We start from the raw sequence: 18,260 nt of genomic DNA, 5'->3' as shown, positions 1-18,260 counted from the left end.
ACGCGCCCCGATACAAGAACGGGCTTGACCACAACCGTCCCGATTGCGCATAGATGAGCGCTCTTTTCCCTGCCCGAATGACGATCATCATGCCCGAAAATCAGAACAGCTCATCATCTGGGCACGACCCGAAAGACCAGTATCGCGACACGGTCTTTTTGCCGCGGACCAGCTTCGCCATGCGTGGCAACCTCCCAACGCGTGAGCCTGAATTGCTGGCGCAATGGGAAAAATCCAGGCTCGATGCCCGTATTGCCGCCGGGCATGCGGGGAAGGACGTCTTCACACTCCATGACGGCCCGCCTTACGCGAATGGGCATCTCCATATCGGCCATGCGCTGAACAAGATCAACAAGGATATCGTCAATCGCGCGCAACGCATGTCCGGCAGGGATGTGCGTTATATTCCCGGCTGGGACTGCCACGGCCTGCCGATCGAATGGCGGGTGGAAGAAGAATATCGCAAATCGGGCCGCCATAAGGAGGATGTGCCGATCATTCAGTTCCGGGCAGAGTGCCGCGAATATGCGCGGCACTGGCTGGAAGTACAGTCGAAGGAATTTCAGAGGCTGGGCGTGCAGGGGGAGTGGACAAATCGCTACGCCACCATGGATTTCGCCTCCGAAGCGGCGATTGTGGGAGAAATTGGCAAATTTCTGCTGAATGGCGCGCTTTACCGGGCGCTGCGGCCTGTCATGTGGAGCCCTGTCGAAAAAACGGCGCTCGCCGAGGCCGAGATCGAATATCACGACATCACCTCCACCGCGATTTATGTCGCTTTCCCGGTCATTCACGACCCCACCCCCCACCGGGAATTGTTGGAGACAGCCTGCGTCATCTGGACGACCACACCCTGGACGATCCCGGCCAACCGCGCGATCGCCTTTGGGCGTGACATAGATTATGTCGTCATCTCAGTTGTTGCGCGCGCTGAGGATAGCCTGGTCGTGCCCGGGCAGAAACTCCTCATTGCTGAAGCGCGTCTTGAGGATTTCAGCCGCCAGGCCGGCATCATCGAATATAAAATTGATCGATATGTGGCGGGGGAATTGCTCGAGGGGGTTATCTGCGCGCATCCTCTGCGTGGACAGGGTTATGAATTTGACGTGCCTCTGCTGCCTGCCGATTACGTCACGACAGATGCGGGAACGGGACTTGTCCATACGGCCCCGGCCCATGGCGTGGATGATTACCAGCTTGGCCGTCGCTTCGGGCTTGAAGTGACGGAATATGTCCAGGATGACGGCACTTACGCGCCCGATGTGCCGCTTTTTGCCGGGCAACATGTCTTCAAGGCTGCCGGTCCCGTCTGCACGGCCCTGTCCCGCGTCATGCGAAAATCCATCACCGCCCATAGCGTGCCGGCCGGGCTGGTGGCGCAGCACGCGATTGCGCATAGTTACCCCCATTCCTGGCGCTCCCGTAAACCGATCATTTTCCGCGCGACGCCGCAATGGTTCATCCAGATGGACGGCGATACGAAGCTCCGTGAGCGCGCGCTTCAGGCGTTGCAGGATGTGACTTTTGTTCCCGCCGCCGCGCGCAACCGCCTGACCTCCATGGTGGCGCAGCGCCCGGATTGGTGCATCAGCCGTCAACGCGCCTGGGGTGTGCCCATCGCTGTCTTTGTTGAAAAAGGGACGGGCGAGGTGCTGAGGGACGCGGCGGTGATGGCGCGCATTGTCGCCGCCTTTGAGAAATATGGCGCGGATATCTGGTATACGGAACCAGCTTCAACCTTCCTCGGGCCGGAGCGGGACCCGGATCTTTACGAGCAGGTTTTCGATATTGTCGATGTGTGGTTCGAGAGCGGGTCCACCCATAGTTTCGTATTAAAAGGCCAGCGCCTGAACGCCCCGGCCGATCTCTATCTTGAAGGCTCGGATCAGCATCGTGGCTGGTTCCAGTCTTCCCTGCTGGAAAGTGTCGGCACGACGGGACATGCGCCTTTCAAAACATTGGTGACGAATGGCTTCGTGCTGGATGAGCAGGGACGTAAAATGTCCAAATCTCTGGGCAATGTCGTTGCGCCGGATGAAGTGACGCAATCCCTCGGGGCGGATATTCTGCGGTTGTGGGTCGCGAATTCCGACAGTCATGAGGACCTTCGGATCGGCAAGGAGATTTTGAAGCAGCAGGGCGAACTCTATCGGCGACTGCGCAACACGTTGCGATGGGTGCTCGGCGCGCTGGATGGATTTACGGAAAAAGAGAAGCAGGATTATGCGGACCTGCCTGACCTAGAGCGTTATATCCTCCACCGTCTGAGTGAAGTGCATGATGTGCTCGCCAATGCTGTGCGCACCCATCACTGGGTGGGTGTCTTCCCCTTCCTCCACCAATTCTGCGCCAATGACCTGTCGGCGTTCTATTTCGATATCCGCAAAGATGTCATTTACTGCGATGCCGCATCCTCCCCCCGTCGTCGCGCGGCGCGGACGGTGCTCGACATCCTGCACCGCGCCCTCTCAACGTGGCTCGCGCCGGTCCTTGTCTTTACGGCGGAAGAGGCATGGACGGCCCGTTTTGGCAGCAAAGAGTCTGTGCATCTCCAGAATTTCTTCAAGCCGGATGCGTCATGGTACAATGAAAAACTGGGCGCTTGCTGGAGCAAATTACGCGGATTACGGCGTGTCATCACGTCGGAACTCGAAGTGGCGCGGCGCGACGGGTTGATACGTTCTTCCCTCGAAGCGTGCGTCAGCCTGCCTCTGACACCTCAGGAAGACGCGGTTTTCGGTGAAGTTGACTGGAGCGAGCTGGCCATCGTCTCTGAAGTGGAAATCATGATTCAGATGAATGCCGCGCCGATTTACCTGGATGCAACGGACGAGGCACCCGCCCTGGATGGCGTGACGGAGCAACATGGCATCCCCACCATCAGCGTTGCGCGCGGTGAAAAATGTGCCCGATGCTGGCGCGTGCTGCCTGAAGTCGGCACGGACACGCATCATCCGCATTTGTGTTTACGATGCGTCGATGTCGTGACTGAGTCCGCCTGATGTCCGGATTGTCGCCGATACAGCAGAGTGCGTGGTGGAAGCGTCATTTTCCGGGCGGTATCGTGGCGGGGTTGATCATTCTCCTCGCGGATCAGGCCAGTAAATATTGGGTTCTCTATATTTACGACCTGCCGGGAAAAATCTCCGTACCCATCCTGTCATGGTTCAACCTGACGATGGTGTGGAACAGGGCCGTGACGTTCGGCATGTTGGGCGGGTTGGGGAAGGGGGCGCCATGGATTTTCAGTTCCCTGGCGCTGATGGCTGTGGCCGTCCTCATATACGTCATGGTGACGACACCACGCCGTTTTGTCGCAATCGCCGCGGGGATGATCGCGGGTGGCGCCATCGGCAACGTACTGGACCGATTGCGCCTGGGCGCGGTCGTGGACTTCATCCATCTGCATGCCTGGGGATGGAATTGGTTTGTTTTCAACGTTGCGGACATGGCCATTGATGTCGGTGTTGCGTTATGGATTCTGGACCGCTTAATTTTAGATCGGCAGGCACGATGCGATGCCTGAACCCCTTGTCGAGTCGCAGGCTTACGCGTAAGGTTTGACACGATGGCAAAGCAAATGATCCTCCGCGTGCAACGCTTCGTTGCTGTTTCCGGTGTGCTGGTGGCGTTACCTGGCTGTTCCGGCTCTGACCTGTCACGCGCCTTCGGGTTGGAGCGCTCCATGCCGGATGAATATACCGTCACGACGCAGCCGCCCCTCTCCATGCCGCCGGGGAGTGACCTTAATCTTCCCGGAGAAGGCGGGCGCAAGCTTAATGACTCGGCCAGTATGCAGGCGCTCGAGACGCTGGCGCCTGAAATGGCTTTACGTCGCGGCGTCAGCCAGGACAGTGCCGGGCAGCGTGATCTCGTCAAAAATCTGGATGAGGCGGCGTCCAATCCCCAGAAGGGGCAGGAATTGCAGGGCCATAATGGTGACCTCGCAGATCAGATCCTCTTTTGGAAGGGACGGCCGCAAGATGCCGTCGTTGATGGAGAGGCTGAAAACCGCCGCATCCGGGATGCTTCAGCCATGGGGCGCAACCCGGCGAAGGGTGTGACCCGCGTTAAATCGCCCTCCAAAGGATTTCTCGGCGTCTTCTGAGGCCGCAACGGTATGACGCCCCCACCCGCGCCGAACCGCCCTCAGATCTGCCGCCTCTCCAATCATGTGATCGACCTGATCGCCGCAGGTGAAGTGATTGAACGGCCCGCCGCGGCGCTGAAAGAACTCGTTGAAAATGCGGTTGACTCCGGCGCGACGGAAGTCCAGGTCGCCTTGAATGGTGGCGGGGTGGACCGCATCGATGTGCAGGATAATGGCTGCGGTATGACGCCAGATGACCTGCTTCTGGCCGTTGAACGTCATTGCACCTCCAAATTATCGGACGGCAATCTCTCCCATATCCGCACACTTGGTTTCCGTGGAGAGGCCCTGCCATCTATCGGCGCGAGCGCACGGCTTATGATCGTGTCGCGTGTCCCCGATGCGGATACGGCCTGGGCCATCCGGGTTGAAGGTGGTCAGATCACCCCGCCCGCCCCCGCAGCCGGGACGTTCGGCACGCGCGCCGTGGTGGAGGATTTGTTTTTTGCGACCCCCGCCCGGCGGAAATTCCTCAAATCCGCAAGAGTGGAAAGCGGCCATGCTGAGGCGGTCATGCGCCGCATCGCGCTGTCCACGCCGCATTGCGCCATCAAATTCAGTCTCGATAACCGTGTCATCATCGACCTGCCCACACAATCGGCTGAAGCGCGCGCGAAAGCCATTCTGGGTGAAAGTGAGGGACTTTGCGTCCTGGATGAGCAGCGTGATGCGATGCATCTAAGCGGCTTCATCTGCGGTCCCGCCGCGACGCGGGCCACGGCTTCCGGGCAGTTCATGTCCGTCAATGGCCGTGCCGTGAATGATCCGCTCCTTAAAACGGCGATCCGCGTCGCTTATCGGCCGCTGATTGAGGCCGGGCGCTTTCCCATCCTCGCATTATCTCTGGATCTCCCGTCGGAGGACGTAGACGTTAACGTCCACCCCGCAAAAACGGAATTGAGATTTGCGCGGGAGGCGGAGGTGCGGTCCTTCGTCATTGGGGCCCTGCAACGCGCCTTGGGTTTAGGGGCCGGGCAATCGGGCCATCATGCCCAGTTGCGGGGAGCGCGGCCAACGATACGCTACCCGCAGGATGGGCCGTCGCGGCTGGATGACCCCTCCCGAAATGGCGGTGCATCGCACCGCCCGGACCCGATGCCGTATCAAAGGCGGCTTGGCATGGCGCACCATGAGGGCCCGGCGCGCGCCCTTCGCCACGCCTCGCCGCAGGGTGATGTCGGAACGGTGATGACGCCTCTGACCGTTGCGGATATCGAAGCGCAACTTGCCAGTGGTAGCATTCAGTCGAGCGGCATGTCGGACGGCAATGAGGGTTTCCGCCCGTCAGCGCGGGTGCTTCCCCACCCCAAGGATGCCGCGCCAGAGGATGACGCCGCACCGCACCCGCTTGGCGCGCCGGTGGCGCAGGTTCTCGACACCTACATCATTGCCGTGGCGGATGATGGCGATCTCGTCCTTGTCGATCAGCATGCCGCGCATGAGCGTCTGACGCATGAGCATCTCCTCCGCCAATGGTCAGAAGGGCAGATCAGGACGCAGCGCCTCCTTTTGCCGGAAATCATCTCGCTCTCCGCCCCGCAGCTTGACGCCATACTCGCTTACTCGGAATCTCTTGCACGTCTTGGGCTTGAAATTGATCGTTTCGGGGTGGATAGCCTCGTCCTGAGAACCATCCCGGTATTGCTACAAGGTTCAGACGCTGCGGGGTTGATCCGCGATCTGTCCGAGGAGCTGACCGATGACGCGCTGGTGACGCCGGGGGAGGCGGCCGCGATCGAACGCAGGATTGATGCGGTCATCGCGCGCATGGCGTGTCATGGAAGTGTCCGATCAGGACGCCGCCTTCAGGCGGAGGAAATGTCGGCACTTTTGCGACAGATGGAGGCCACGCCCCGCGCCAATACCTGCTCCCACGGGCGTCCGACCTGGCTGAAGCTGAGTAAAAATGAGATAGAGCGCCTCTTTGGTCGGCGTTAAGGCGCAGCTTGACCCTCGACCTATTTTTTTGTGCCGGACGGTGGCTTACCCTTGCGGGAGAGGACATTACCCGCTGAAGCGCCCATCACGCAGATGATACCCATCCATTGGGACAGATAAAGCGCCTCCCCGAGGAAGATGATTCCGGAAAAACTGCCGAACGCCGGTTCCAGGCTCAAGAGAATGCCCAGTTCACGCGGGTTGAGGCGACGCATCGCGATGATTTCCAGCAAATAAGGGATCGCGGAGGAAAGCACGGCAATCCATATCGCGGTCAGGCTTGCTGAAGGATTGGCGTACGCCGTGGGGAGGGCGATCACAAAGCAGGGCAGAAGGAGGAGTCCGGCAAAACTCATGCCAATCGCCGCAGCTTGCGCGCCGGGCACCACCTTGCTGACACGTGTCCCGGCGAGGAGGTAGATAATCCAACCGACGGCGCTGCATAAGGCGGCGGCGACACCGATCGGGTCAACATTATGAAAGGACCTGTCCGGCCGAAGGATCAGGAAGAGGCCGATCATGACAATGAACGCCCAGAATATATCCATCCAGCGCCGCGAGCCGAACAGGGCCAGTGAGAGCGGACCGATAAATTCGATCGTGACGGCGAGGCCCAGCGCCATCCGGCTGAGCGCAATGTAGAAAAAGAGGTTCATCATCGCCATGGCCGCGCCATACGGGATGAAGAGCTTGATATTGGCGCGGGTCAGATATTCAACGCGCGGCCGCACCAGGATGAGGAGCATGACGGATGCCAGGCAAACGCGCAGTCCTACCATCTGCTCGGCGGAAAATGTGCCAAAAAGATTTTTGGCCATCGCCGCGCCGATCTCGAAAGACGACATTCCGGTAACAAGGGCGAGGACGGCCTGCACACGTGACCACCCCCGCGACTTCTGACCGAAACGCAGGAGGCGCATCAGATATCAAGCATCTCAACGGAACGCGCACGCTCCTGAATGAATTGAAAGCGCAGTTCGGGCTTACGTCCCATGAGGCTCTCCACCTGATTGCGAGTCAATGACTCGTCTTCCCGTGGGACAATGACACGAAGCATTGTGCGGTGGCGAGGGTCCATTGTTGTTTTTTTAAGGTCACTCACCGGCATTTCACCAAGACCTTTAAAGCGGGAAATTTCAACCCGCGCATTCGGTTTGAAGTCCCGCTTGATGCAACGATCCCGATCATCATCATTCATTGCATAAACGGTCTTGGGACCATGTGTCAGCCTGTAGAGCGGCGGTTGCGCAAGGTAAAGATGGCCGCCTTCAATCAGGCGGGGCATTTCGCGATAGAAGAAAGTCATGAGAAGGGAGGCGATATGCGCGCCATCGACATCGGCATCCGTCATGATGATGACACGGCCATAACGCAGCTTTTCCGAGTCAAACTGTCCGCCAATCCCGGCGCCGAGGGCTTCAACGAGGTCTTTCAACTCCTGATTGGCGCGCAGTTTTTCAGCTGTGGCGGAGGCGACATTCAGGATTTTGCCGCGTAAAGGCAGCACGGCCTGGGTTTCCCGGTCCCGCGCCTGACGGGCGGACCCACCAGCGGAATCTCCTTCGACGAGGAAAATCTCGGTCTCGGCCGCGTTCTCCCGCGTGCAATCCGTCAGTTTGCCGGGAAGGCGCAGGCGACGCGTCGCACTTTTGCGCAGCGTGTCCCGGTTTTCCTTCCGCCGGAGCCGGTCTTCCGCCCGCTCGACAATTGCGGTGAGGAGCTGATCCGCCTGTGCGGGGTTGCCGCCCAGCCAATGGTCAATCCGGTCGCGTAACGCCCCTTCGACAAGGCGCGCAGCTTCCTGCGTCGTCAGTTTCTCTTTCGTCTGACCCTGAAAATGCGGATCCCGGATGAAGACGGAGAGCTTACTGGCCACCATCCCCATAATGTCATCGGCCGTGATCACACCAGCGCGTTTCATGGCGCGCTGCTCACCCCAATGGCGGAAGCCCTTCAGAAGCGCGGCTCGGAGGCCAATCTCATGCGTGCCGCCCTGAGGGGTCGGGATCGTATTGCAGAAAGACGCGATGGCGGCCGAACCGCGAGAGATAAAGGCAATCGCCCATTCAACCCGGCCGCTCTCTTCGCCATCGGCGGATTTAGGGAGCTGCGCCTCGCCTGCCCATAGCGGGGCCAGCAGCGTTTCAGGCGCTTCCAGCTCGGTAACGAGACTATCCGCCAGACCATTCGGAAAGTGGATGATATCCGTCTCCGGCGTGTCATCCCCTCTCTTGATGGAGTCCGCTGCCATTTTCCAATGGATTGTGACATTGCGGAAAAGTGACGCTTTTGATCGGCAGAGGCGATATAGCCGGTCGGCTGAGAAACCGAGATGACCAAAAATCTGATGATCCGGCGTAAAACGCACCGCGGTGCCGCTACGACCTGGCGCCTTGCCAATTTTCTCGAGCGCTGACTGCGGGACGCCACGCGCATAGACCTGGCGCCAAAGAGCGCGGTCCCGTATGACGTCCACTTGTAGAAAGGAGGAAAGCGCATTGACGACGGAGGAGCCGACACCATGTAAACCCCCGATGTCTGATAAGCTTTGCCCGAAAACTTCCCCCCGGCATGGAGGGTGGTGAAAATCACCTCCAAAGCGGAGCGATCCTTGAATTTCGGGTGGGCATCGACGGGGATGCCGCGCCCATTATCGCGCACGTAAAGCGTGTCGGCGCTTTCGAGGCTGACCTCAATCACGTCGGCAAAACCGGCGACCGCTTCATCCATCGCATTATCGATGATCTCGGAAGCCAAGTGATGATAGGCCGTATCATCCGTGCCGCCAATATACATGCCGGGGCGCCGACGCACAGGCTCCAGCCCCTCTAGCACTTCAATCTGTGCGGCATCATAGGCGCTTGCCGCCTTGCGGGTGCGATCGCGCCTGGGGCGCTCAGGATTTTGACCGGGGAAGAGATCGTCGCGCATCATCGTGCTTCGGCGTTGGGGCGTTGCATGTCAGGGCGTGCGACCGGTCTCATCACCATCATGTCAATGTTTCGCGCTGCGTCTACGACGATGCTGCTGCGCACGGGCTGTCGTGTTACGCGGCCCGCTGCAAGACTCAAATGATTCCGGTTGGGCGATGTCCTTACCTTCCGCATAATGAGAAAGATCCGCCCCATCCTTGAGGGCGTCGATCTCATCAAACATCTGCATACGCTGTGCGCAGAAGACTGTGCCCGCCTGCACGCCACCCTTGGACTGAACATTTGCGAGCTGCGTCACATAGTCATCACGCTGGCGACTGGCGGCCCGCCCGTAATTGCTCCGGAAATAGCGATCGAGACGTCCTTCCTCCTCCGCCAGTTTCGGCCTGAATTTCGTCACGAACGCGTTATAGCGATCCTGCGCGCTACAGGAGAGCGCCGTCACCATCAGCTCACTTTTAAGACCCTGCACATTGAAAGCCTCATGGGTGGGTGACTCACCGCAGGTGGGGGCGGCCTGCGCGACGGGGGAAATAAAGAGAAGGGCGGCAGGAAAAAGCCGGGTCAAGCTGCACGCTTGTCTGAAGTTTTTGACAACGTGGCGTGGCTTCATGACAACTTCTCCAGATGGAATTGTAAGGGCGCGTTCGGGCGCGAGGGACCGGGACGAATGCGGAAAGAATTACGACGGACAAGGCGCAAAATAAACCCATTTTTGCATTTGAGCGCTTGCATTGAAATGGATAAGGTGGGCACGTCGTCACTTCCTGGGATTATTGGGGGAGAAACGCTGGCGGCGAGCTTTCGTTTTTCCGATTATTCCTGTGCAAACGATCCGTCATATGAACGCATGGCCGACCCCACCTTAGTCGGTCGTCCGAGAGGGGAGTTAATAATTTGCTGCGTGTTAAAAAGGTTTTAGGCTTCGCCGTGATGTCTGCCGTGCTCGCGGCCTGTCATCGGCCGGTTCTGCCGGCACGTCTTATCGCACCTGACCCGTACGGCAATCTCAAAAAATCGGCTTTGTGTCAGCTCACGCCGGTCAAGTCTGAAGAGGACGGTCGCAAATTATCGACGGAAATGACGGTGAGAAGCGATGACGGCTTCTGCACCCTCACCCTCAAAAAGCCCGAGGGCGGCAGCTACGCGTCTTTCGGCGTCGTGCCCCATCCGCAGCAGGGCAAGGTGCTGATTTACAATTATGAGGGCCAAACCTACCTGAATTACCGCGCCGACACCGCCTATGCAGGCGATGATGCTTTTACGGTCATTCTGATTCCATCCATCGATGCGCCGCGTGTCGCCCTTGACGTCAAGGTGAATGTCCAGGCCACACCCATCGTCCCCGTGACGCCAGGCGCGGCGGCAACGCCGGCGGCCGGGGCGACGCCAGCATCCCCGACAGCGGACACGTCAAAAAAACCGACCAATGAGACTGGGAAAGCCAGCGCGCAGAAGACGTGACGCATGACCGCCCCGGCGATGGCCGGGGTTGTGATCTCAGATTGAAAAGGTAATCGGCTCCTCAACCGGTCGACGCAGGCCGCGTTTCTCCGCGCGACGGATCAGCTCCTCCAGCGAGATCTCCGCCATCTCTCTTTTCATCCGAAGGTCAAGTGTCTGCCAGCATGGCGCGATCACCTCCCGAAAAAGGGGGTTGGATGTTTCATCCATCGGTGCCGGCTCATCAAGCAGGACAGCCTGTGCGATGTCATCAAGTGAAATATCGCGCCGCGCCCGCCCCAGGCGATAGCCGCCCTTGGGGCCACGCACGCTTTCCAGCAGGCCACTGCGGGACAATGTCTGCAGGACGGGTTCAATCCCGCGACGCGCCAGGCCCGTGCGCTCTGCAAGCTCGACACCACTGACGAGGTCCGAGCGCCCCGTGTGAAAAGCGATGTCCAGCATGACGGTAACTGCCGTCATCGCTCTATCACGTCGCAGATACATTTTAAATTTCCTCCGAATGGCTGGATTATATATAACAGTTTCACGTCGTATTTTAAAATAGCGTTATCGAGTCATGCGCGGGAGGATATTATGTCATCGGGTCAAGGGCCGGCATCTCGGATCGCGAATATAAATGCGGTTGAGTCCGCCTCGGGGCGCAGGCAGGGGCCGCGCATGCATGGGCAGGTTTACGGGTCAATCCTTGAGACGGTGGGGGCAACGCCGCTCGTCGCGGCACCGCGCTTACAGCGGAAGGAAGGGCTTCACGCGCAGATTCTTCTCAAACTCGAGTTTTTCAATCCACTCGGATCGGTCAAGGATCGGATTGGTCTGGCGATGGTTGAGGATGCTGAGGCGCAGGGCCTGATTTCACCCGGGCGCACGGTGCTGGTTGAGCCGACTTCCGGCAATACGGGCATCTCGCTCGCCTTCGTGGCAGCAGCGCGCGGTTACCGGCTTATTGTCACCATGCCGGAGAGCGCTTCAACGGAACGTCGGAAAATGATGCGCCTCCTGAACGCGCATTTGGAGCTGACGCCGTCTTCCCGCGGGATGGCTGGGGCCATCGACCGCGCGCGTGAGCTTGTCGCGTCACTCCCCGATGCCTGGATGCCAAGCCAGTTTGACAATCCGTCCAACCCCGACATCCACGCTCACGGGACGGCAGAGGAAATCTGGGCGGACACGCAGGGCCAGGTGGATATGGTCGTTGCAGGCCTCGGGACGGGTGGCACTTTAACCGGAATTGCACGCACTCTGGGCGCGCGCAGGCCCGGAATGGCGTTTTGGGGCGTCGAACCCTCTGAGAGCGCCGTCTTGCATGGTGATCGCCCCGGTCCGCACGGCATTCAGGGGATCGGGCCCGGTTTTTGCCCGCATATACTCGACACGTCCCTTTTGACCGGGGTCAAAACCGTTTCGGAGCGGGAAGCCATTGCGGCGGCGCGTCTGTGCGCGCGCGTGGAGGGCATTCCCATCGGGATTTCATCCGGCGCAGCCCTCTCCGCCGCGTTGGAGCTTGCACGGGCGCCGGAAAATAAGGGGAAGGTCATCGTGACGATGATCCCCTCATTTGCAGAGCGATATCTCTCCACGTCGCTCTTTACCGGCCTCGTTTAACCGGCCCGCCCGCGAGGGAGCGGGCGCGCCCCCCGATCCTTAAGCCGGATAATCAGTCAAGGATAATGGCGACGCGACGATTCTGTGGCTCACGCGTGTTCGGCTTTGTGCGTACGAGAGGGTCCGCATCTCCGAAACCGCGGGTTTCGATCGTGCCTTCCGCCACGCCATCGCGAATCAACTCAGATTTGACCGCGCGCGCCCGGCGGAGGGAGAGCTGCATATTATAGGCTTTGCCACGCGCGCCCGGGTGGCCGGCACTGTTATCCGTATAGCCATTAACCTTGATACGCGTTTCTCCCACATTCGAGGCATTCTGGGCGGCGGCTTCAATGACGGCCCGCGCGCGGTTTGAGAGGTCGGCTTTGTCCCAATCAAAAAAGACAAGATAGGTGCGTGCCGGGGCGGGGCCGGGCGCCTGAATCGGCGTGTCAATGTGCGGGGCGGGTGGTGGTGGCGGGTTGAACTCATAGCGCAACCCCAGCATGGCGGAATGATTGAAATAAGTCGTGGTTGATCGATTTCCCGCCGCCACGGCGCCCGGCATATAACCCGCATCGGTCAGCACGCCATTTGCACGGCCATGGTGGCTTTGCGGCCCCAGCATGGTCATGAAACGATATTCAGTCGTGAGAGACAGGCCCGGCGCATGAGGCACAGGAAAGGCGAGGCCAAAAATGGCCTGATAGGCAAAATTGCCAAATGTGCCGCCAACATGCTGGTTATAACCGAGTGACGGAATGGCGATATCAAAGTCGCTTCTCTGCCACGCATAACCGATACCCGCGCCGAAATAAGGGAAGATCCAATTTTTACCCAGATCCATGTCGAATAATGCATTCGCCATGGCGCCATAGACTTTCTGACCACCACTTGTGACCGGAGATCCATGGTTGCTGCGATAATAGCCGAGATTGCTGTCCCGGTAATTGCCTTCAACCTCAACGCGGAACCCGTTGCCGAAGCCCCAACCGACCGAGCCCAGCCCTGCCGCGCCGACATCATATTTGTCGCGCCCGACCGGAAAACTGGGCGAGCCGCGATTGACCTGATCCTGATTGAAAGTCGCGCCGCCCTCACCGTTAATATAGAGCCCGGTCACAGGTTGGGCCTTGGCGACGCAGATGCTCCCGATGGACAAGATCAAGCCGAGAGCGGGGCCCGCAAGACGGTGGCGACGTGACATGGAAGCGCGTTTCCCGCAGGCGAACGACAGAGTTTTAACGGCGCATGACCCGTTTGGCTTATCGTGTCGGGTCCGGGTTGCCATCGCATGTTCTCCGTGCTCAGTGATCGCCCCGGCCTGTGGGGGATCATTGTTGTGTTAAAAGACGCAGCGCGCCCAAGAGTTCGCATCATGGTGAAGGGTCACGAACCCTGTATCATGATCCGGATTAAAGGAAGCTTTCCCCGCCCTGCAGCGGGAAACAGCCTTGTCCCCCGCCATATGTCAGTCGGATGATCCATGCCGGGTCGTCAGCTCTTTTTCAATCGGGTCAGAAACGACAGAGGTTTCAAGCTCCAATATCCAGAGATCGGGATCATATTTCTCCTGACGGATGAGGAACGAGTCAAGATCACCCTGACTCTCCATAGGCAGGCGCTCCCAACCATCTGCGAGTGCGCGTTCCCTAAATACCGCAATGTTTCGGTTTCTGTCGATCAATATGATGTACGGCGTGCCAGCATCAATATCACCTTTTTTGACAATTGTTGCGATATTGCCGCGCTGCGCCTGCTGTCGTATCAGGGCGCGAATCCAGAATTCTGTTTTCAATCTCATGTGATCTATCAGGGAAGCTGAGTATTCGGCGCGTCAATATCGGGTATCGCCCGCAACGCTGCTTTATAAAGGAGGGGATGCGTCACAATGGATCTCGCAACATCCAGATCAGCATCCGTCCCCAAAGCTGCGGGGCATTGACGCCGGATTTCGAGGATGCGTGGCACGGGGACAGGGTAGCGTAAATCCCGTGAAACGCGGATGAGGCTTTCATTTAGCAGGTGGCCGGTCTGAAGAGCCGATAATTGCTCCTGCAAATAGGCGCTACCGCGCGAGGTACAGATCTGGGGGATGATGCCCACGCCCTGAAGGGGCCAACCTAGCGGCGCGAGTACGCGGCTCCACGTCACGAAGATTTCCCCCTTATTCGGCATCTGCCCGACGGCCTGCACCAACCCTTTACCTAAAGTGGCGCTGCCAATCACAACGGCGCGCCGATGGTCGGCCAGTGCGGCGGCAAGGATTTCCGCCGCACTGGCCGTGCGCCCGTCGACGAGGATGGCGATCGGCAGATTTTGCGTCATATCGCCGCCCTGCACGGTCCAGATGTGATTGGCTTGCGGGTCGCGGCCCTTCGTCACCACGGCAATGCCATGATTCAGGACCAGCGCGACCGCTGTGACCGCCTGCTGAAGGACGCCGCCGCGATCTCCCCGCAAGTCCAGTACGAGGGCTCTGATCTTATCTTCCGTCAGGGCCTGATCGAGATATTGGCTCAGCTCCTCCGCCGTATCGGAGGAAAACGCCGTAATTCGGAAAATTGCCACCCGATTTCTGACCTCAATATATACGGTCTGTGGGGGGACCTGTTGAAGGCGGATTTCCTGCTCAAACGCGGCTTCACCGGGTTTGCGCAGGGTCAGCCTGACGGCGCGCCCGGCAGGGCCTTGCAGCATGGCGGCGATCTCATCCAGATTATCGCCCTTTATGCGTTGCCCGTTGACGGCGAGGAGATATGTCCCCGCATCAAGCCCGGCGGACCAGGCCGGACCATTGGCATTGATGGAGGAGATGATGACCGCATCATGCGACAGGCCCAATGTCACACCGATATTGCCCTCATCCCCTGACCGCTCCCGTCGATCATCGGCGGCGGGGTCAGGGCCGACATAACGGGAATAAGGATCAAGATGGTTGAAAAGCTCATCAAAGAAACTCTGCATGAGCGCTTCCTGACCGGCGGCGCGCAAAATCTTCGAGTGCGCCCAGGCCACACTGAGCGCCTTGATGGTAAATTGAACGCAACTCGCTAAATCCGCGCCATTGGGCGGATTAAAGCTGGCGATTTCCTTCTGACCAATATCCATTCTGACAGTTTGCGCCGTCCTGCCATCACTGGGCGACATGGTGAGGGAAATGGAGGGATCAATGGCTGTCAGGCCATCCAATCCCCAGAAACAGAAGGTCTTGAAATCCTGTGGTTCAAGCGTGCGGGGATGGATGAAGCGGAGGGCGGATTCGATGACACTGGCAACGAGGCTCTGATTGAGGGTAACAACCTCATCCGCCCTGACCTGGATCGGCGTCAAGACAAGCCATGCACAGAAAAGAGCACTGCATAAAGGCCGTGCATTTTGTGCAAAGGATGCTTTGAAGGGTTTCAGGGCAGAGGACCTTGCAGACCGAAATACAGCCAAACACTATACAGTGTAAAAATTTTTTCGTGCAATGCAAATGCGGCTTGCCATGCGCTCTTCAAAAACGTTCGGGCCATGGCGGCGCATCATGAAGCGTCAGGCCCCTTCTGCTTGGCTTTGGCCGCCTTGCGCTTCCGTGGCGCCGCGCTGGCTGCCGCCTTTTTCGGGGTTTTGGCTGTCGCTTTTTTATCTGTGACCGGCTTTTTAGCGCTGGACGCCGCTTTCTTGACGCCCTTCTTCACCGGGGCCTTCAAGGGTTTTCCTTTTTCAGCCAGGAGGGTCACAGCCTCATCAAGCGTGACGTCATCCATGTCACTGCCGCGCGGCAGGGTGGCAATGATTTGCCCGTGCTGCACATAAGGCCCGAACCGACCCTTGCGGACCATCACGCTTTCTTCATCTTTGGGGTGTTTGCCGAGGTTGCGAATGCTGGCCAGTTTCTGTGCCAGGCAATCCACGGCACGATTGGCGCCGACCGTCAGAACGTCATCGTCTTTACCAAGCGTGGCATAAATGCCGCCCATCTTGATGAAGGGGCCGAAACGTCCGAGACCCGCCTCCATCATCTCGCCGGATTCCGGGTGGGGGCCTATTTTGCGGGGCAGGGAGATATAGCCCTGGGCCTGCTCGAGGCTCAGCGTCTCGGCATCGACATTTTTTGGCAGGGCAACGCGCTTGGGTTTTTTCTTTTTATCCGCAGGGTCCGCTTCCCCTCTCTGGACGTAAAGCCCGTAAGGGCCGCGCCTGATCGTCAGCTCTTCCCCCGTCTCGGCATCCATGCCCACATGGCGGATACCTTCTTTCAGGCTTGGTGCCTCCGCGCCATCATCCGCGATGAGGCGACGCGTGAACTGACAGGTCGGGTAATTGGAGCAACCGATAAAGGCCCCGAATTTCCCGAGCCTCAACCCGAGACGTCCCGACCCGCAGGCCGTGCATTGCCGTGGGTCCCCCCCATCCTCCCGAAGGGGAAAGAAGTATGCGCCGAGATCTTCATCCAGCGCATCAATCACGTCGGAGATTTTGAGATCTTTGGTCTGATCCACAGCATGGGAAAAATTTTTCCAGAAGGCGCGCATGACGTCGTGCCAGTCCGCCCGACCATCCGAAATATCGTCGAGCTGCTCCTCCAGCCTGGCGGTGAAGTCCGTATCAACATAAGTCTCAAAAAACGATGTCAGAAATGCCGTCACCAGCCTTCCGCGATCCTCCGGAACAAATCGCCGACTATCAAGCCGCACATAGCTGCGATCCCGCAGAACGGAAAGGATGGAGGCGTAGGTTGAGGGACGACCAATCCCGATCTCCTCCATCTTCTTGACGAGACTGGCTTCAGAGTATCGGGGCGGCGGTTGCGTGAAATGCTGCTCCGCCTGGGCGTCCTTCGTCTGGACCGGGTCGCCCTTCGTCATGGGGGGGAGAAGCCGGTTCTCATCATCCTCTGACGCGATATCATCCCGACCCTCGCGATATAGTCGCAGGAAGCCATCAAAAGCGATGGTTGTCCCCGTCGCCCGCATCGTCACAGTGTTTTGCCCGTCGGTCAATGTGACGGAAACCTGATCCAATTCGGCAGAGGACATCTGGGCCGCGACCGCGCGCTTGTAAATGAGCTCGTAAAGACGGGACTGATCGTGATTGAGGTGGCGCGTTACATCTTCCGGGCGACGCCGCACATCGGTCGGGCGGATCGCTTCATGCGCTTCCTGCGCATTTTTCGCCTTGCTTGAATAAACGCGCGGCTTTTCAGGCTGATATTCTTTCCCGAAACTGTCGAGAATATGGCTCCTGATGGCGCTGATGGCTTCAGCCGCCATCTGGACGCCGTCCGTCCTCATATAAGTGATAAGCCCGACATGCTCACCACCAATATCCACACCTTCATAAAGCTGCTGAGCGGTGCGCATGGTGACTTGGGCGCTCATCCCCAGTTTGCGAGAGGCTTCCTGCTGTAAAGTTGACGTGGTGAAGGGCGGTGATGGGTTTCGGCGGATCTTTTTATGTTCAACATCCGAAACGGAAAATTGACCCGCCGCGACAAGGGCGCGCGCCGCCTCGGCGGCCTCCGCATTTTCCAGGTCAAATTGTTCAAGCTTTTTGCCGTGGAGATGGGTCAGTCGCGCAAGAAATTCCTGTCCCGACTTCTCTTCAAAAAGCCCTTTGACACTCCAATATTCCCGCTTTTTAAAGACCTCGATCTCCGCTTCACGCTCGCAGATCAGCCGTAAGGCGACAGATTGGACGCGCCCGGCGCTGCGGCTTCCCGGGAGTTTGCGCCACAAAACCGGGGACAGCGTAAAGCCGACGAGGTAATCCAGCGCGCGACGTGCGAGGTAGGCGTCAATCAGCGGCTGGTCCAGGGCGCGGGGATTGGCCATGGCCCGCTGCACCGCCGATTTGGTGATTTCATTAAAGGTGACGCGTTGCACGCTGATGTTTTTAAGCAGGTTGCGTTCCGCGAGCACAGACTGGACATGCCAGGAAATGGCTTCACCCTCACGATCAGGGTCCGTGGCGAGATAGAGCGACTTGGCGGATTTCAGGGCGCGCGCAATATCGCCCATATGTTTGGCGCCGCGGTCATCCGTTGCCCAATCCATTGCGAAATTCTCATCCGGCCGGACGCTTCCATCTTTCGGCGGCAGATCACGCACATGCCCGAAAGACGCCAGCACCGTGTAGCCACCGCCGAGATATTTATTGATCGTTTTCGCCTTGGCCGGGCTTTCTACCACGACTACGTCCGTCAT

The 18,260-nt window shown here is 58.8% G+C and carries 13 protein-coding genes and 1 pseudogene; 6 read left to right on the top strand and 8 right to left on the bottom strand.

What is annotated here, in order from left to right; genetic code table 11:
• Positions 1 to 89: 89 nt before the first annotated feature.
• The 4 genes from ileS to mutL are packed head-to-tail and all read left to right on the top strand — an operon-like array spanning position 90 to position 6,088.
• Complete coding sequence (ileS, locus tag CGLAMM_RS04530) at positions 90 to 3,002, top strand: isoleucine--tRNA ligase (protein WP_394818861.1); 2,913 nt, start codon at positions 90 to 92, stop codon at positions 3,000 to 3,002.
• The gene (gene lspA / locus CGLAMM_RS04525) at positions 3,002 to 3,526 is read left to right on the top strand and encodes a signal peptidase II (RefSeq protein ID WP_394818860.1); all 525 of its coding nucleotides are present in this window, start codon (positions 3,002 to 3,004) and stop codon (positions 3,524 to 3,526) included. Before ileS ends, lspA begins: the two co-directional genes overlap by 1 nt.
• Before the next feature lie 42 nt (positions 3,527 to 3,568).
• Positions 3,569 to 4,108 (top strand): DUF3035 domain-containing protein, encoded by a 540-nt coding sequence (locus CGLAMM_RS04520; protein ID WP_394818859.1) that lies wholly within the window; start codon positions 3,569 to 3,571, stop codon positions 4,106 to 4,108.
• 12 nt (positions 4,109 to 4,120) lie between these two features.
• Entirely contained in the window at positions 4,121 to 6,088 is a 1,968-nt protein-coding gene (mutL, locus tag CGLAMM_RS04515) for a DNA mismatch repair endonuclease MutL (RefSeq protein WP_394818858.1), read from the top strand.
• A 20-nt stretch (positions 6,089 to 6,108) separates the two neighbouring features.
• On the opposite strand, the gene CGLAMM_RS04510 is transcribed toward mutL, so the two are convergent.
• From CGLAMM_RS04510 to CGLAMM_RS04500, 3 genes and pseudogenes are all read right to left on the bottom strand, one after another.
• On the bottom strand, positions 6,109 to 7,008 hold the full coding sequence (locus CGLAMM_RS04510) for an EamA family transporter (RefSeq protein ID WP_394818857.1): 900 nt from the start codon (positions 7,006 to 7,008) through the stop codon (positions 6,109 to 6,111).
• A pseudogene (locus CGLAMM_RS04505) lies at positions 7,008 to 9,019 on the bottom strand (DNA gyrase/topoisomerase IV subunit B). Before CGLAMM_RS04505 ends, CGLAMM_RS04510 begins: the two are co-directional and overlap by 1 nt.
• A 63-nt stretch (positions 9,020 to 9,082) precedes the next feature.
• On the bottom strand, positions 9,083 to 9,634 hold the full coding sequence (locus CGLAMM_RS04500) for a hypothetical protein (protein ID WP_394818856.1): 552 nt from the start codon (positions 9,632 to 9,634) through the stop codon (positions 9,083 to 9,085).
• A 284-nt stretch (positions 9,635 to 9,918) separates the two neighbouring features.
• Between CGLAMM_RS04500 and CGLAMM_RS04495 the strand changes: the two genes are divergently transcribed.
• Complete coding sequence (locus CGLAMM_RS04495) at positions 9,919 to 10,485, top strand: hypothetical protein (RefSeq protein ID WP_394818855.1); 567 nt, start codon at positions 9,919 to 9,921, stop codon at positions 10,483 to 10,485.
• 36 nt (positions 10,486 to 10,521) lie between these two features.
• On the opposite strand, the gene CGLAMM_RS04490 is transcribed toward CGLAMM_RS04495, so the two are convergent.
• A complete protein-coding gene (locus tag CGLAMM_RS04490; RefSeq protein ID WP_394818854.1) occupies positions 10,522 to 10,971 on the bottom strand; it encodes an RrF2 family transcriptional regulator in 450 nt (149 codons plus the stop codon).
• A gap of 174 nt (positions 10,972 to 11,145) precedes the next feature.
• Here CGLAMM_RS04490 and cysK point away from each other — a divergent pair, with 174 nt between their 5' ends.
• The gene (gene cysK, locus CGLAMM_RS04485; RefSeq protein WP_394819083.1) at positions 11,146 to 12,090 is read left to right on the top strand and encodes a cysteine synthase A; all 945 of its coding nucleotides are present in this window, start codon (positions 11,146 to 11,148) and stop codon (positions 12,088 to 12,090) included.
• Between the two features lie 52 nt (positions 12,091 to 12,142).
• Here the strand turns inward: cysK and CGLAMM_RS04480 are convergent, their stop codons facing one another.
• The 4 genes from CGLAMM_RS04480 to topA all read right to left on the bottom strand — a co-directional run bounded on the left by CGLAMM_RS04480 (position 12,143) and on the right by topA (position 18,260).
• A complete protein-coding gene (locus tag CGLAMM_RS04480) occupies positions 12,143 to 13,276 on the bottom strand; it encodes an OmpA family protein (protein WP_394818853.1) in 1,134 nt (377 codons plus the stop codon).
• A 264-nt stretch (positions 13,277 to 13,540) separates the two neighbouring features.
• Positions 13,541 to 13,873 carry a DUF1491 family protein gene (locus CGLAMM_RS04475; protein ID WP_394818852.1) on the bottom strand — a complete coding sequence of 111 codons (333 nt, stop codon included), beginning with the start codon at positions 13,871 to 13,873 and terminating at the stop codon, positions 13,541 to 13,543.
• Positions 13,874 to 13,881: 8 nt separating this feature from the next.
• Positions 13,882 to 15,402, bottom strand: coding sequence for a S41 family peptidase (locus tag CGLAMM_RS04470; protein ID WP_394818851.1), 1,521 nt, complete (start codon positions 15,400 to 15,402; stop codon positions 13,882 to 13,884).
• 194 nt (positions 15,403 to 15,596) lie between these two features.
• A complete protein-coding gene (gene topA / locus CGLAMM_RS04465) occupies positions 15,597 to 18,260 on the bottom strand; it encodes a type I DNA topoisomerase (RefSeq protein ID WP_418115426.1) in 2,664 nt (887 codons plus the stop codon).

Source organism: Sorlinia euscelidii, from assembly GCF_036452135.1.
Classification (GTDB): domain Bacteria; phylum Pseudomonadota; class Alphaproteobacteria; order Acetobacterales; family Acetobacteraceae; genus Sorlinia; species Sorlinia euscelidii.
Note: the sequence above shows the minus strand (reverse complement) of the source record. Positions and strands in the feature narration are given on the sequence as shown.